Below are 15,827 nucleotides of genomic sequence, written 5' to 3'. Positions count from 1 at the left end.
ATTAATTCTTAGGTGGAGCTGTAGACTTCCTTATAATTAATTCAGGAGTCAACATAATCTCTCTTTTTTCTTGTATCTTATCTATATTCTCTATTCTCCTTATTAAAAGTTCCGCAGCCAAAACTCCCATTGTATAGGCTGGCTGTTTTACTACAGTAAGAAAAGGATATACCTCAGACAAACTCTCAATATCATCAAAAGAAACAAGAGAAATATCATCTGGAATTTCCAATCCTTTTTCTTTAATTGCCAACATAGCACCAATAGCCATTAAATTGTTACCCCCAAAAACAGCTGTTGGAGGATCTTTTATCTCTAATAACTCTTTTGTTAATCTATATCCATCTTCCTTAGAGAATTTAGATCTCTCGCTAATTTTTATTAAACTATCATCAATAGGAATTTTTGCCTCGTTCAAAGCCTTTTTATATCCTTCTACTCTATCTCTTGCTGTAGAAATAAATGTACTTCCAACCACAATTCCTATTCTCTTATGCCCTAATTCAATTAAATGTTTTGTTAACAAATATGCCCCATATACACTATCTCCTCTTACAATATCTAAGTCATTAACACCTTCAATCGTTCTATCAATCAAGACTATAGGTATATTTTTAAGGAATAAAGATTTTAAGGGAGCTCTTTTCCCAGACGCAGAGGCATAGATAACACCATCTACTTTACTTTTAGCCAAAACTTCTACATACATTAATTCTTTTTCAGGATTTTCATCTGTACTACATATTATTACTGTGTAATGTTCAGAAATTGCAGTATCCTCTACACCACGAGCAATTGTTGTAAAAAATGGGTTTGTTATATCAGAGATCACAAGTCCTATAGTAGAAGTTTTCTTTAATACCAAGCTTCTTGCAACAGAATTAGGAACATAGCCTAATTCTTCAATAGCTTTTAAGACCTTCTTTCGGGTACTTTCACTTACATTTTTACTCCCATTAATAACCCTTGAAACGGTCATTACTGATACTCCAGCCCTTTTAGCCACATCTTTAATAGTTACCAATCTTAGATCCCCCTATTCATTTACTACTTTTATGTTAACGGTAACATAATACTATAAAAATTAAAAATCGTCAATAAGATTAAAAAATTAAAAATTAGCGAATCCTTAAATATAGCTTATTTAAAGCTATAACAAAGATAAATATTATTCTCCATAAAGCATAACTTAGATGGGACCTATACATCTAAATATACAAGATGAAATTATATAACTTTTGAACAAAAACTTTTTATAATTTATTCCAGAAAAATATGGCTAAAGGTTAAGAAGAATCTGATACGTAAGGGAATTTCCCCTTTTTTGACAATCACCAATTTTTTATGTTATTATCCAGAAATAAAATAATTAGGTGATATAAATTATGCTTCCTGATGAAAGAAGATCCAAAATACTTGAGCTTTTAGAAAAAGAAAGAAGTATCAAAGTTAACGACTTAGTTAAATTATTTAATGTAACAGGAGCTACAATAAGAAGAGACCTTGAAGCCTTAGAAAAAGAGGGTTTTCTTAAGAGAACACATGGTGGAGCAATACTACCTCATAGTTTTTCCTTTGAACCTCTTTTTACTACTAAAAAAAGACAAAACCTTAAAGAAAAAATGGCAATTGGGAAAAAGGCTGCAGAGATCATAAACGATGGTGAATCCATATTTATTGAAGCAGGAAGTACTACATTACAAATAGCAAAAAATATAAAAAATAAACATGATCTTACAGTGCTTACCAATTCAATAGAAGTAGCAAGAGAACTTCTGAACGCAAGAGGCGTAGAAGTAATACTAACAGGCGGTGTTCTTAGAAAAGAGACTATTGCTCTCATTGGACCATTGGCAGAAAGGGTTTTAAGAGAATTTAGAGTTGATAAGGTATTTTTAGGTATATCTGGAATTATACCTTCAAAAGGTATGTATACAGCAAGTATAGCTGAATCCCAAATTAAAAAATTAATCATAGAGATGGGAAGAGAAATTATAGGAGTAGCAGATCATAGTAAATTTGGAAAGGAATGTTTCTCATTCGTAGCACCCACAAATGTTATGCATAAAATTATCATTGATGATAATGTTCCACCCCATTATATAGAAGAGCTTAAAAAAGAAGGAATAGAAGTTATAACTGTACATCCCGAAGAATAATAAACCCATAACCCCACTATGGTATAATTTTTTAAAATAAACCCTAAAAAGAAAGGAGTATGTCTTATGTTAGAGGGGAAAAAATTTGCTGTTTTTAATGTAGCAAATAAGAAAAGTATTGCTTGGGCTATTTCTCAATCTATAATGAAATTTGGAGGAGAGGTAATTATTGGGTATCAAAATGAAAGATTAAGAGAAAATGTAGAAGAATTAATAGCTGGCTTAAATCCAAAACCACTTATTGTAGAATGTGATGTATCAAAAGATGAAAATATTGAAAAGGTAGCTGAGGAAATTGAGAAAAATGTAGGGAAGATAGATGGATTTGTACATTCTATAGCCTATGCACCATCAGATGCTTTAAAAAATCCCTTTGTTGAAACCTCTAAAGATGCTTTCTTAACTGCCATAGAAATAAGTGTATATTCCTTTGTAGCTATGACCAGAATATTCAAAAGAATATTAAACAAACCTGCCAGTATAATTACCCTAAGCTATTATGGGGCTGAAAAGGTAGTTCCTAATTATAATGTGATGGGAGTTGCAAAAGCAGCATTAGAAGCTTCAGTTAGATATTTAGCCTATGATTTAGGAGAAGAAAATATAAGGGTAAATGCTATCTCAGCAGGACCATTAAACACCTTAGCTGCAAGAGGTATAGCTAAATTTAGTGACATGCTTGAATATCACAGAGAAAAAGCACCTTTAAAAAGAAATATTGAACATAGAGAAGTAGGAGATTCTGCAGTTTTTCTTTTAAGCGATCTTGCATCTGGAATTACAGGAGAAGTTCTCTATGTAGATGCAGGATACAATATTATGGGTATATAAATTTTGAGGAAGAAATAAATGAAATTACCAGAACTTAGAATTGGGGATTTAGTAGCCAAAATACCAATAGTACAAGGAGGTATGGCTGTTGGAATATCTCTTTCAGGACTTGCATCAGCTGTAGCAGAGGCAGGAGGTATAGGCGTAATTGGTACAGCAGGTATTGGTATGGATGAACCAGATTTTTTTGAAAATTTTATTGAAGCTAATATTAGAGCGTTAAGAAATGAAATAAGAAAAGCAAAAGAAAAAACAAAGGGTATAATTGGAGTAAATATAATGGTAGCCCTTTCTAATTTTGCAGATATGGTAAAAACTTCAATAGAAGAAAAGGTAGATATTATTTTTTCAGGGGCCGGTCTTCCTTTAGACCTTCCTAAATATCTTATAAAAGGAGCAGTTACAAAATTGGTCCCAATTGTCTCCTCGGCAAGGGCAGCTAAAATCATAGCCAAAAGCTGGATTGAAAAGTACAATTATGTACCTGATGCCTTTGTAGTAGAGGGGCCATTAGCAGGGGGTCATTTAGGATTTAAGAAGGAAGAATTAGAAGACCCTAATGTAACCTTAGAGAATAGATTAAAAGAAGTATTAGATGAGATAAAAATCTTAGAAGAAAAATATGATAAAGAAATTCCTGTAATTGCAGGTGGTGGTATATATGATGGAAAAGATATAGCAAAATTCATTAAATTAGGGGCGAGTGGCGTACAGATAGCTACAAGGTTTGTAGCTACCTATGAATGCGATGCGGATGAAAAATTCAAACAAGAATACTTAAGGGCTAAAAAAGAGGACGTAGTTATTATAAAAAGTCCAGTAGGGCTTCCTGGAAGAGCCATAAAAAATGAGTTTTTAGAGGCAGTTGAAAGGGGAGAAAAGAAACCATACAAATGTGTATTTCAATGCATAAGGACATGTGATTATAAAAATACTCCATATTGCATAGCCTTGGCATTACTAAATGCCAAAAAGGGAAACTTAAAAGCAGGATTTGCTTTTGCAGGAGCTAATGCTTACAGGGTTGACAAAATTGTAAGTGTAAAAGATCTGATTAATGAATTAGTAAAAGAGGCGGAAGAGAATTTATGAAAGCTATAGATTTTACATTAAAAGATCAAAATGGAAAAGATTGGCGTCTCTCAGACTTTAAGGGTAAATGGGTAGTACTGTATTTTTATCCAAAAGATATGACATCAGGTTGTACAAAAGAAGCTGTAAATTTCTCAGAAAAGATCGAAGAATTCAATAAAAGGAATGTAGAAGTCGTGGGAATAAGCAAAGATTCTATAGAAAGTCATAAAAAGTTTGTGGAAAAAAATAATTTAAAAATTACTCTCCTTTCTGATCCAAATGTAGAGGTAATTAAACTATATGGGGCATGGGGAAAGAAGAAAATGTATGGTAAAGAGACGGAAGGCCCAATAAGAAGCACCTTTATTATCTCTCCAGAGGGAGAGATTGTATATTCATGGAAAAATGTAAAAGTAGATGGACACGTAGAAGAGGTACTCAGTAAATTAGACGAACTGATAGAAAAGAAATAACGTTATAATTTTTCCTCTACTACTTTATTCCTTAATACACCTACTTTTTCTACTAAACACTCCACCACATCTCCAGGATTTATAGGAGCAATACCTGAAGGTGTACCAGTAGCTATAATATCTCCAGCCTCTAAGGTTAGATGTTTGGAAATGTAAGAAATAATTTGGGGAATTTTAAAGAGCATATTTTTAGTATTATCCTTCTGTCTTACTTCCCCATTTACCCTAAGTTCTATATTTAGGTTATGAGGTTCTTTTAAATCCTCTTTGAATACTAAAAAAGGGCCTATAGGACAAAAAGTATCAAAACTTTTGGATCTAAACCAAGGATTAGTATTTTGAAAATCTTCTGCCTGCATGTCTCTAGCAGTAACATCATTTACTATAGTATAGCCAAGAACATAGTCCCAAGCATCCTCTTCTTTAATATATTTACCTTTCTTCTTTATTATCACTCCTAATTCTACTTCAGGATCTACCCTTGTAAGGAATGAGGGATAAACTATTTTATCCTCGTGTCCAATAAGGGAAGATGGTGCTTTACTAAAAAAGACAGGCTCCTTAGGTATTTTATGTCCTAACTCTTTTGCATGTTCAGAATAATTTCTGCCTAAGGCAAGAATTTTTTGAGGCTTTAATATGGGAGGAAGGTACTTAAATTTTTCTTCTGTAAGGGTATAAATAAAATTATGCTCAAGAATAAAATCAAACACTTTCCTCAAATATTCACGAAGATCATCTATATAAAGAAGATCATCAATTTTATCCACATTCTTAGAAGTCTTTTCATATATGGATGAATATATATGGATAGCTTTAGAAATGTTTAACATTTTATCTTCATAAAAAAGGCCAACAAAATTTCTCTCTCCAGCCTTACAATTGGCAATCTTCATAAGCCTTCCTCCTTTTTTATCTAAAACTTGAAGATAATTATATCATATACTTTACATTTATAAATTTATATGGTATAGTTAATCCTGCAACTAAGGTTATCTATATGTTTAGATTTTTGAAAAAAGAAGACAAAAGTAAAAGAAAATGCTTGAGAATCCTTTGGACCCACCAAATGAGTTCTCAAGCATTTTTATTTTCCAGAAAGAGAGGTGAAGTGTACCGAGCAGTATCCTATTGTTCCAAGTTCTCAGGGGTTCTGGAAACGCTCCCGTAAAAAGCTTTCCCAATTTAAAAAATCTAAAACTTTCCATGAGGTGAAAAAATGAGTAAGACTTTGTATGTTGGTAATTTACCTTGGTCTACAACAGAAGAAGAGCTAAAATCTATATTCTCAAATCACGGGACTGTATATTCTGCAAGAATTATCTCTGACAGAAATACGGGAAGATCTAAGGGATTTGGATTTGTTGAAGTAGATGACAATTCTGCTGCAAAAATGATAGCTGAACTTAACAACACAGAAGTAAAAGGAAGAAAAATTGTTGTTAATGAAGCAAAACCAAGGGAAGAAAGACCACGCGAAAGAAGAAATCGTGGTCAATAGTTTAGACTAATCTAAAATATTAAAATAAAAGACCCCTCCCAAAGGAGGGGTCTTTTATTTAGGTATATAATAATATTAATAAAAGAAGTAAAAATTGGAGGTAAGAGACATATATGAAGAAGTGGAAAATATTTTCAATAGGAATTCTAATACTCCTATTAGTACTTATAGCAGTAGGAGTTGGTGGATATTATTATATCCAAGGAAGTTATAACTACACTCCTACTAAAAATTATCCTTCTTTGGATAAAGTAGATCTCTTAGATGTAGCTCTAAATCATGTGGATAAAATAAATGTGGTTCTGCTCGGTGTAGATGAAAGGAAAGATGATCCTGGAAGATCAGATACCATAATGATTTCTTCCTTAGATCTTAAAAATAAAAAGGTATATATACTATCTATTCCAAGAGATACAAGGGTAAATATACCTAATTATGGATATACAAAGATTAATCATGCCTATGCTTATGGAGGAATTGATCTATCTCTGAAAACCATTGAAGAATTTATCGGTATTCCTATACATTACTATGTAAAGGTAAACTTTCAACAATTTGAAAAGTTTATAGATGCCATAGGCGGTATAGATATAGAAGTAGAAAAAAGGATGTATTATAGGGATAAAACAGATAAATTCCTTGTAGATCTTAATCCTGGTCTTCATCATTTAAATGGTAAAGAGGCTTTAGGATATGTAAGATTTAGACATGATTTAATGGGAGACTTAGGAAGAATAGAAAGACAACAAAAATTTTTAAAAGCCTTATTTAAACAAGCAAAAGAGAAGGTAAACCTTATTAATCTTCCCTATTACATATCACTTGCTGGCTCTATTCTTTCTACCAATATCTCTCTTATGGAGGGTTTAGTGATAGCAAGTAAGTTCTTGGATATAACTGAAGAAGATATTAATACTTTTCTAATGCCTGGAACTCCAGAAAATATTAATGGAATAAGTTATATAATTCCCGATAGAAACAAGTTAGATGAGATATTAAATCAATATTTTAGAGTTAATAATACAAAGGAGGGGTGATGAATTTCTTGGAAAGCAGAGAAAAAGCCTTAAGAGTTGCTCAGATTGTATCGGAGAAAAAGGGAGAGAATATAGTAATTATTGATGTCTCAAAAGCATTAGGTATAACCGATTTTATAATAATATGCACAGGTGCTACTCCACTTCAAAGAAAAGCAATTCAGAGAACTATAGAAGAAGAAATGGAAAAACTTGGATTTACACCAAGAGGAGTAGAAGGAAGAGAAGGTACTGGATGGACCCTTCTTGATTACTACGATCTCATAGTTCATATTTTCTCTCCCAGAGCAAGAGAGTTTTATGGTCTTGAGGAACTTTACCAGAATCTACCGAAAATAACAGAATTTTAGAATAAGAGATTAAATGTTTCATATCCCTATAGAATGGGAAGAGACCGCAAGAGAGCTCCTAAATAAGAAGGGTACTATTCTTGTCTTAGGACTCACAAATGCTGGTAAAAGTACATTTGTAAAATATCTTGCAGATTTGGGAATTCAGAATGGATTAAAAGTAGCAGTAATTAATTCCGATTTAGGACAAGCGGATATTGGTTTACCAGGTACCATTTCTCTTATCTATCCAGAAGGAGAACTATCAAGCTCAGAAAATATATTTGTAGATAGTTGGTACTTTGTAGGGGAAATTACCCCTGTAGGAAAATTTTTACAAGTAATAACAGGAGTAAGAAAGCTTCTTGATGAAGCAAAAGAAAAGGCAGATTTGATAATTATAAATACCTGTGGCCTTGTACAAGGAAGATTAGGAAAAATTTTAAAATACTACAAAACCTCTCTTATTAATCCAGATTTTATTGTAGGAATATACTTTTTAAATGAATTAGACTCATTATTAAAAATTATAGGAAGATTTGCCAAAAAGGTTTATAAAGTACCAAGAAGTCCATATGCAAGAGAAAGAGGGCCAGAAGAAAGAAAAGAATTCAGGGAAAAAAGATATGAAAAATATTTTCAAGATAGCAAAATCTTAGTTTTTCCTCTTTTCTTAGTTTACTCAATAGACAAACATGTGGATTTCACAAAAGAAGATTATAGAGAAAGGTTGGTAGGTCTTTTAGATAAAAGGGAGAAATTACTTTCCTTAGGAATTGTGAAGAACATAGATCTGGAAAAAAGAATCATATATATATTTACACCTTTAAAAAATCCTCAAGAAGTAAAAAGAATTGAAATTGGAGGAATAAAACTTAAAATTATTAAAGAAACACAATAAAGGAGGAAGGCAAAAAGCCTTCCTCCTTATATTTCTCTATCTTCTTAAAGCAATATGTACTACACTTCCTAAAGGTACCTTTACTGCCTCCATAATAGCCTCTGGAAGAGTAGGATGGGTATGTATGGTATCTGCCACATCATCAAGAGTAAGATTGTTCTTAATAGCAAGAGCAAGTTCTGCTATCATTACAGAGGCTTCTGGACCCACTATTTGAGCTCCTATAAGTACCTTATCCTCTTTTCTTGCAACCACCTTTACAAGTCCATCAGTAGCATTCATGGTAACAGCCTTACCATTAGCAGTAAATGGAAATTCTCCTATTAGCACTTCCATACCTTGTTCCTTTGCTTCTTCCTCAGTTAAACCACAAACTGCAATTTCTGGATTAGAGAATATAGCCCATGGTAGTACTCTATAATCCATTTTCTTTTCTTCCCCCGCAATAATCTCAGCAACTACTTCTCCTTCTTTCATGGCCTTATGAGCAAGTAAAAGACCACCTATCACATCTCCAATAGCATATATATTATCCACATTTGTTCTTAGATATTCGTTAACTACTATTCTACCTTTTTCAGTATTTATTCCTACATTTTCAAGACCTATATTATCCGAATTTAATTTTCTTCCAATAGAGACAAGCACTTTCTCACTTTCTATAGTTTCTCCTGTGGATAAAGTAGAATATACTTTACTATCCTTAACCTCTATATTCTCTATTTTTGCCCCTGTCTTAATCTCAATTCCCTTTTTACTTAAAATTCTTTGTAGAAGAGCAGCAATCTTCTTATCCTTCAAAGTAGGTACTACTTGAGGCATCATTTCCACAATAGTTACTTTGGAACCAAAAGCATTATAAAAGTTTGCAAACTCTATACCGATAGCTCCTGCCCCTACAATGAGTATATCCTTAGGGATTTCTCTTAATCTTAAAGCATCATCGGATGTGAGTACATTTACACCATCAATCTTAAAAGATGGAATTATAGCAGGCTCTGATCCTGTAGCAATAACAATATTATCTCCTTTAATTAATTCTTTTCCTTCCTTTGTTTCTACTTCTACTGTGGTATTATCAAGAATTTTCCCCTTTCCTTTTTTCAAAGTAATTTTTCTTGACTTGAATAGGTATTCTATACCTGTTACTAATTTCTTAACTACATTTTCTTTCCAATCATATATTCCATTCACATCATATCCAAAAGAATCAACCTTTATTCCAAGTATATGTCCTTCTTTAATACTGTTATAAATCTCTGCACTCTTTAAAAGAGCTTTTGTAGGTATACAACCTCTATTTAAGCAAGTTCCCCCTAAATCTCTTTCTTCTATCACACATACTTTCTTTCCTAAATCTGCTGCTCTAATTGCTCCTACATAACCTCCAGAGCCTCCGCCTAAAAAAATTACATCATACTTTTCCATTTACTTGGGCCTCCTTAAGATATAATCAATTCGTTCTTTTCAATTAATTCTACCCAACCATTATAATCTATACAACTGTATATGCTATCTTCTTCCCTATATCCCCTGGCTTCTAAGTCTTCCTTTAATGTATACACAGAAACACCATCTTTTAAATATTCTTTACTTTTTTCATTTATAGCCCAAAATATCCCATCTTGCACCAAAATAATAACATCTCCTGGTTTTGTAATTTCCCACATCCTTTTGCTTATATTTTCAACAGGACTTTTCTTAATTACTATAAGTGCCATTTTTTACCACCTCATTTAGAAGAAAATTACTCTATCAAAAGAATGTATAAAATCAGAAAGATTATCCTTTGAAATGATATTTACCTTCCATTTAGGTTCCAGATCTTCTTCCTTTACCTTTCTACTCTCCAAATCTTCCTTCACTACATATACAGGAGTTCCATACCTCTCCAAATATTTAAAAGAGAGAGAAAGAGAAAGACATCCAAGATTCTCAGGGTGAGTATTTTGGTTGACTGCAACCACAGCATCTTCCATTAATAGAATAGAAGGCTCTAAATCTTCACCATACATACCAAAAGCACTACGAAGAGCTTCGTTTACCCAAATAGATCCTCCTGGACTTTGATATACGACCAATAAAACCTTTTTCATTTCTATTCCTCCTACGGCATCAAATTTATATATCTATCTGCATTAAAAATTAAAGATGCCATTTCAGGAACCCCAGAAAATTTAGGACCTTCAACAGTATTCTCAGAAGATAAACCTCTATAATCAGCACACAATCCACAAATATGAATCTCTACCCCTTTTTCTGACAACTCTTTCATCTTTAAAGGAATATTTCTATCTACTCTAAGAGGTTTAACTTTTGAATTTACAGAAAGAACTGAATCAGCAAAAAGAAATATGGATACTTTATGCCCTCTATTCAAAGCTGCTTCTGCTAAATGGATTGCTGTATCTAAATCCTCATATGTATAGGGGGGAACATTTACTTGTATAGCAATATGCATAGTATTTTATTCACCTCACTCATTGTTTCCTTTGATATAGATACCAATACATAAACCAATTTCCTAAAACAAAGAAAATAGTAGCCAAAATAGAACTTAAAGCAAGATGAGGAAGACCAGAAAGAACATGACCTATATTACACCCTGCAGCAACTCCTGCTCCAAATCCCATTAAAATACCACCCGCTATAACCTGAACATAAGTCTTAGGATCTTTTGGAACCCTTAATTTGAACTCCTTATAAGCTAAAGTAGATATAAATGCTCCAACAATTATGCCGAGAACTTCCATTCCTATCCAATTATAGCTTGTTTCTGTTGTCGTTGCCCTTAACAAATTGATCCATCCTCCAGTAATACCTAAAGCATATGTCTTTTGAGAAAGATAACCAATGATTCCTACTATTCCAAGAGCTATACCACCTGTAATATAATTAAGCCCTGTAGTTTGTCTTTCAGTAGTCTTGGTACCCCATATATAGATAGCTAAAATAATTGCCCAAATTATAGCTATAATCCATGGATTAATCCCCAAAAGAGTTGCAAGAGTAGGATTTACCTTTCCATCTACTGCATTATATATACCTGGATCTTGTAAGTTAACAGTTATGGGCTTACCAAACCATGAATTCACAAAATTTAATTTTCCTCCTCTTACAGCAGAAGCTGTTATTCCAAAGGAAAGACCTGCTAATATAGAGGTTATATAACCCTCTCCAATTCTATATGTAACACCACTTGCACAACCACCAGCCAGTACCATTCCCATTCCAAATAAGAATCCACCTACAATCTGAGCAAGTGGGATAAAGGGTAAGGGATTAAGTTTAATAAATCCTAAGGAAGCTACCAAATGAAATCCTATAGTTTCTACTAATATAGCTAATGCTGCCATTTTAAGTAGATAATTATCCTTACTAAATTTAACATCTCTAAAAGCAGAATTAAAACACATTCTTGATCTCTGTAAAACAACTCCAAAAAGTATTCCTACTAAAAGCCCTTGCCAAATCATAAATCTCACAACCTCCTTCTATAGTTTTTTAATAAGAATTCTCCATTCACTGGGACCTATCTCTTCAATTGTAAGGACTTCCCCTCCAACCTCTTTTACCCCTTGAGGAATTCTTTCTTTTGAAAGAGCGTAATCGATAAGTACTTCAAGAACCTCTCCAGATTGCATCGTCTTTAACTTTCTCTTTGTTTCCACATCTGGTACAGGACAAACTTCTCCTCTGACATCCAAGGTATAATTAGGTTTTACATCCATTCTAAAATCCCTCCTTTAATATTGTTAAAAATTTAACAATACATATATTACAATAGAAATTATAGCATTTCAATAATACAACACTTATTAAATTTCACAAATTCTATAGAAATATACATTTATTTTTGATCTTTTATCCACAAAGCTATATCTTTAATTACATATTCTGGTATGTTCCCTACCTTGTTATATTCATCTGGCGTACTTTTTCCCGTACCTTCCATGAATAAGTGATTTAATTTAGGATATAACTTTAATGTAATATTCTCTTTGTTAGATAATACACTCCAACCCTCAAAGTCTTTTATAGTTACTTGATAATCCCTTTCTCCTTGCATAATTATGGCAGAAATATTTAATTCAGAAAGAGTTTTAACTGGGTCATGATTTTTTAAATCCAAAAAGTATTTAACAGGAGCACCTAATATATTCATGGATAAAGGGTATTTTGTTGCTATTTCTGGATCCTTTAATTTTTCAATTTCCTTTTTTATCAATTCAAGTTGCTCCTTCTCCTTCTCATCTATTTTGCCATCTAAATTAGCAATATAATTAATTTGTTCCCATATTAAATCTTCTAATGGTCTTGTAGGTCCTGCCATGATAATAATTCCCTTCACATCCTTACTTAGGCTTGCTATTCTTGGTGCAAGCATTCCTCCTAAGCTATGTCCTAAAATAAATATCTTTGATTTATCAATTTCTTCTTGAGTCTTAACAAACTCTATGGCATAAAGAACATCTTCTATCACTTCTTCCATTACTGTGAAACCATCTTCATACTTAGAAAATTCTTGAGGATATACCTTTGTTCTTTTATCATATCTCAAAGTAGCAATCCCAAAACTTGAAAGCCCCCATGCCAAATCCCTAAATATCTTATTAGGTCCTATCGTCTCATCCATATCATTTGGACCACTTCCATGGACAAATATGACTACTGGGAATGGCCCTTCTCCTTTTGGTATAGTAAGCTTTCCAGGGAGAACAAAATCTTTACCAATTTTTAAATCCTTTTCTTCAAAAGCCTCAAGATTTACATATGGTGGTGGAGTGTTAAAGCTTTTTATTTGGGCGGGTAAAAAGAATAAACCAACAATATTTTTATTTAGAAAAACCATCTTGATATCTATATAAGCATTAGAAAATTTTGTTGTTAAGTATATAATTTTATAATTTCCAGATTCTTCAGTTCTTTCCTCAATTATACCCTCATAATTTCCTACTCCTTTTATTAGACTCTCCCATATCTCTTTCAACGAAGAAGAGATAACAGCAGATACTGAAGAATCAAAATATCCTACCGTCTTTTCATAATCACCTTGAGACATAAGATATACAAAATCCTTGGCTATGGATATCTCTTCTTGGGCAAAGGTCATAGTTATAATAGTAATAAGAGAAAGAATAAGGATAATATATCTTCTCATAAAATATTCCCCCTTTAAAATTATATGTTCAATAACCTATTATACTCCTTATAATTTTTCCCCTCTCCCTCCCAAATACTCCTTCAATCAGCTATTAAGGTCCTCTACTAATTTATAAAAAAGTTTTTCTACCTCTTCTGGATCTGCCCCTCTTCTTACATAATAGAATATCATTCTTCTCAAACAATCATTTCTTAAATAATTTTCTGGCCTATTTATCGCAGATATATATGATGGTATAGAAAATCTGTTTTCAAGTTCCAATAAAAATTTTTGAAGTTTTTCCCATGCCACAGGATCATCTAAGATATCACCAATAGTGGAATTAATATGATACTTTCTCTTAATTTGTTTTGTAGATTTCACAAATACTGTATCTTTGAGTACTATATCCCTGGATGATCTTCCTATTAGTATCTCAAACTCTCCTGTCTCTACGTACCAGTCCTTTATCTCTACGTTATAGTAAGCAAAAGCTCTCTTATCAAGTTCAAAAGTAACCTCTTTTTCTTCCTTTGGCTCAAGCTCTACCTTTACAAATCCTTTTAGCTCTTTATCTGGTCTTATTACACTACTTTTTACATCCCTTACGTAAAGCTGTACTACTTCTTTACCTTTCATCCCTCCTGTATTCTTTACCTTTACCCTTACCTTCAATATCTCTTCATCAGTCATCTCTTTCTTGTCTAAAATTAGATCTGAATATTCAAAAGTTGTATAAGAGAGGCCATGTCCAAAGGGAAAGAGTACTTCCATCTCCTTCTTGTCATAGTATCTGTATCCTACAAAGATTCCTTCTCTATACTCTACCTTGTCTCCTTCCCCTGGGAAAAAGAGATAGGAGGGATTATCACTTAATTTCTTTGGGAAGGTTTCAGGAAGCTTTCCTGATGGACTTACAACTCCAAAAAGTACATCTGCCACTGCTCCTCCCCAGGCTTGTCCTCCTCTGTAGGTCTCAAGTATTGCCTTTACCTTATCTACCCATGGCATCTCTACTGGTGCTCCATTGCTTAGTACCACTACTACATTTTTGTTTATCTTTGCTATCTCCTCTATTAATCTGTTGTGATTCTCGGGCATCTTCATGTTAGGCCTGTCAAATCCTTCCGATTCGTATCTTTCAGGAAGTCCTGCAAAGATTACTACTACATCTGATTTCTTTGCTACTTCTTTTGCTTCTTCTATGAGGTTTTCATCTACTTCATCAGTCTCTATTTTGTATCCATCTGCATAAAGTGTCTCTGCTTTTCCTTCCAAAAGTTTCTTTATCTCTTCTACTGCATCATCTACCATGGTTGGGTTTACGTGGGCACTTCCTCCTCCTTGTATTTGAGGTTTTCTTGCAAAGGCTCCTATTAAACCTATCCTTCCTTCTTTCTTTAATGGTAAGATCTTTTCTTCATTCTTAAGAAGGACAAAGCATTCTCTTGCTACTTCTCTGGCAAGCCTATGATGGGCTTCTTTGTCATATGTGGCATTCTCTTTTTTATTCTCTATAGCCTTGAAGACAATGCTTAGTATTCTTTCTACTGCTTCGTCCAAAATCTCTTCTTTTAGTTCTCCTTTCTTTACTGCTTCTATGATCTTTTTGTCTCCCCAACCTCCATCATAAGGCATCTGTAAATCAAGTCCTGCTGATAGTCCTTTTACTCTGTCATTTACAGCTCCCCAGTCTGATACTACAAATCCTTCAAATCCCCATTCTTCTCTTAATACCTTTGTTAAAAGAAATTCATTTTCAGAGGCATATACTCCATTTACTCGGTTGTAAGAGCACATTACTGTCCATGGTTTTGCTTCTTTTACTGCCTTCTCAAAACTGGCTAAGTAGATCTCTCTTAATGTTCTTTCATCTACTTCTGCACTTACTGTAAGTCTTCTGTGTTCTTGGTTGTTAGCTGCAAAGTGTTTTATAGATGTTCCTACTCCTTCACTTTGTACTCCTTTTATGAAGTGTTTGGCCATCTCTGATGAGAGAAGTGGATCTTCAGAATAGTATTCAAAGTTTCTTCCACAAAGGGGAGATCTTTTTATATTTACTCCAGGTCCAAGTAGAATTTGTACATTTTCTGCCTGGCATTCTTCTCCAATAGCTTTTCCTACTCTCTCAATTAGATCCCTATCCCAAGAGGCAGAAAGGCATGATGCTGGTGGAAAACAGGTGGCAGGTACAGTCTTGCTGAACATGGTCTCTTCTTTTCTAAGTCCATGGGGACCATCAGACATTCTTATTGATGGTATGCCAAGTCTTTCAATGGGTTTTGTGTGCCAGAAATCAAGTCCAGAGCATAAAGAGGCTTTTTCTTCAAGAGTCATCTGTGAGATAAGTTTTTTTATATCCCTCTCCATTTAATATAC

Annotated in this window: 18 protein-coding genes; 8 read left to right on the top strand and 10 right to left on the bottom strand. The window is 33.3% G+C overall.

The window, feature by feature from the left end; genetic code table 11:
- Window position 1: 1 nt before the first annotated feature.
- Window positions 2–1,024: a LacI family DNA-binding transcriptional regulator gene (locus tag ACY3JM_RS02305; RefSeq protein ID WP_463111598.1), complete on the bottom strand. Its 1,023-nt coding sequence runs from the start codon at window positions 1,022–1,024 to the stop codon at window positions 2–4.
- Between the two features lie 361 nt (window positions 1,025–1,385).
- Here ACY3JM_RS02305 and ACY3JM_RS02300 point away from each other — a divergent pair, with 361 nt between their 5' ends.
- From ACY3JM_RS02300 to ACY3JM_RS02285, 4 genes are all read left to right on the top strand, one after another.
- Window positions 1,386–2,159, top strand: a complete 774-nt coding sequence (locus tag ACY3JM_RS02300) for a DeoR/GlpR family DNA-binding transcription regulator (protein WP_463111597.1) — start codon at window positions 1,386–1,388, stop codon at window positions 2,157–2,159.
- 66 nt (window positions 2,160–2,225) lie between these two features.
- Window positions 2,226–2,990 (top strand): enoyl-ACP reductase FabI, encoded by a 765-nt coding sequence (locus ACY3JM_RS02295; RefSeq protein WP_463111596.1) that lies wholly within the window; start codon window positions 2,226–2,228, stop codon window positions 2,988–2,990.
- Window positions 2,991–3,008: 18 nt separating this feature from the next.
- Window positions 3,009–4,082, top strand: a complete 1,074-nt coding sequence (locus ACY3JM_RS02290; RefSeq protein WP_463083176.1) for an NAD(P)H-dependent flavin oxidoreductase — start codon at window positions 3,009–3,011, stop codon at window positions 4,080–4,082.
- A complete protein-coding gene (locus ACY3JM_RS02285; RefSeq protein WP_463083175.1) occupies window positions 4,079–4,537 on the top strand; it encodes a peroxiredoxin in 459 nt (152 codons plus the stop codon). The genes ACY3JM_RS02290 and ACY3JM_RS02285 overlap by 4 nt, the downstream gene beginning before the upstream one ends.
- A 2-nt stretch (window positions 4,538–4,539) precedes the next feature.
- Here ACY3JM_RS02285 and ACY3JM_RS02280 read toward each other — a convergent pair whose 3' ends face one another.
- Window positions 4,540–5,433, bottom strand: a complete 894-nt coding sequence (locus ACY3JM_RS02280) for a fumarylacetoacetate hydrolase family protein (RefSeq protein WP_463111595.1) — start codon at window positions 5,431–5,433, stop codon at window positions 4,540–4,542.
- Window positions 5,434–5,756: 323 nt separating this feature from the next.
- On the opposite strand from ACY3JM_RS02280, the gene ACY3JM_RS02275 reads away from it, so the two are divergent.
- The 4 genes from ACY3JM_RS02275 to ACY3JM_RS02260 all read left to right on the top strand — a co-directional run bounded on the left by ACY3JM_RS02275 (window position 5,757) and on the right by ACY3JM_RS02260 (window position 8,305).
- Window positions 5,757–6,038 carry an RNA-binding protein gene (locus ACY3JM_RS02275; RefSeq protein WP_148805220.1) on the top strand — a complete coding sequence of 94 codons (282 nt, stop codon included), beginning with the start codon at window positions 5,757–5,759 and terminating at the stop codon, window positions 6,036–6,038.
- A 113-nt stretch (window positions 6,039–6,151) separates the two neighbouring features.
- Entirely contained in the window at window positions 6,152–7,075 is a 924-nt protein-coding gene (locus tag ACY3JM_RS02270; protein ID WP_463111594.1) for an LCP family protein, read from the top strand.
- Complete coding sequence (rsfS, locus tag ACY3JM_RS02265) at window positions 7,075–7,425, top strand: ribosome silencing factor (protein ID WP_463111593.1); 351 nt, start codon at window positions 7,075–7,077, stop codon at window positions 7,423–7,425. The genes ACY3JM_RS02270 and rsfS overlap by 1 nt, the downstream gene beginning before the upstream one ends.
- A gap of 13 nt (window positions 7,426–7,438) precedes the next feature.
- A complete protein-coding gene (locus tag ACY3JM_RS02260; protein WP_463111592.1) occupies window positions 7,439–8,305 on the top strand; it encodes a Clp1/GlmU family protein in 867 nt (288 codons plus the stop codon).
- 36 nt (window positions 8,306–8,341) lie between these two features.
- Here the strand turns inward: ACY3JM_RS02260 and lpdA are convergent, their stop codons facing one another.
- The 8 genes from lpdA to ACY3JM_RS02220 form a co-directional block, all read right to left on the bottom strand.
- Window positions 8,342–9,733 carry a dihydrolipoyl dehydrogenase gene (gene lpdA / locus ACY3JM_RS02255; protein ID WP_463083170.1) on the bottom strand — a complete coding sequence of 464 codons (1,392 nt, stop codon included), beginning with the start codon at window positions 9,731–9,733 and terminating at the stop codon, window positions 8,342–8,344.
- A gap of 14 nt (window positions 9,734–9,747) precedes the next feature.
- Entirely contained in the window at window positions 9,748–10,026 is a 279-nt protein-coding gene (gene tusB / locus ACY3JM_RS02250) for a sulfurtransferase complex subunit TusB (protein WP_463083169.1), read from the bottom strand.
- A 15-nt stretch (window positions 10,027–10,041) separates the two neighbouring features.
- A complete protein-coding gene (locus tag ACY3JM_RS02245; protein WP_463083168.1) occupies window positions 10,042–10,401 on the bottom strand; it encodes a DsrE family protein in 360 nt (119 codons plus the stop codon).
- An 11-nt stretch (window positions 10,402–10,412) separates the two neighbouring features.
- Window positions 10,413–10,766, bottom strand: a complete 354-nt coding sequence (locus ACY3JM_RS02240) for a DsrE/DsrF/TusD sulfur relay family protein (protein ID WP_463083167.1) — start codon at window positions 10,764–10,766, stop codon at window positions 10,413–10,415.
- A gap of 19 nt (window positions 10,767–10,785) precedes the next feature.
- Window positions 10,786–11,781 carry a thiosulfate transporter TsuA gene (tsuA, locus tag ACY3JM_RS02235; RefSeq protein WP_463083166.1) on the bottom strand — a complete coding sequence of 332 codons (996 nt, stop codon included), beginning with the start codon at window positions 11,779–11,781 and terminating at the stop codon, window positions 10,786–10,788.
- Between the two features lie 18 nt (window positions 11,782–11,799).
- Window positions 11,800–12,036, bottom strand: a complete 237-nt coding sequence (locus ACY3JM_RS02230; protein WP_463083165.1) for a sulfurtransferase TusA family protein — start codon at window positions 12,034–12,036, stop codon at window positions 11,800–11,802.
- A 119-nt stretch (window positions 12,037–12,155) separates the two neighbouring features.
- The gene (locus tag ACY3JM_RS02225) at window positions 12,156–13,466 is read right to left on the bottom strand and encodes a DUF3887 domain-containing protein (protein ID WP_463083164.1); all 1,311 of its coding nucleotides are present in this window, start codon (window positions 13,464–13,466) and stop codon (window positions 12,156–12,158) included.
- 87 nt (window positions 13,467–13,553) lie between these two features.
- Window positions 13,554–15,818 (bottom strand): glycoside hydrolase family 3 C-terminal domain-containing protein, encoded by a 2,265-nt coding sequence (locus tag ACY3JM_RS02220; RefSeq protein ID WP_463083163.1) that lies wholly within the window; start codon window positions 15,816–15,818, stop codon window positions 13,554–13,556.
- Between the last annotated feature and the right edge of the window lie 9 nt (window positions 15,819–15,827).

It is taken from the genome of Dictyoglomus sp. SSW (assembly GCF_055181335.1).
This window is presented reverse-complemented; position numbering and strand designations above follow the sequence as displayed.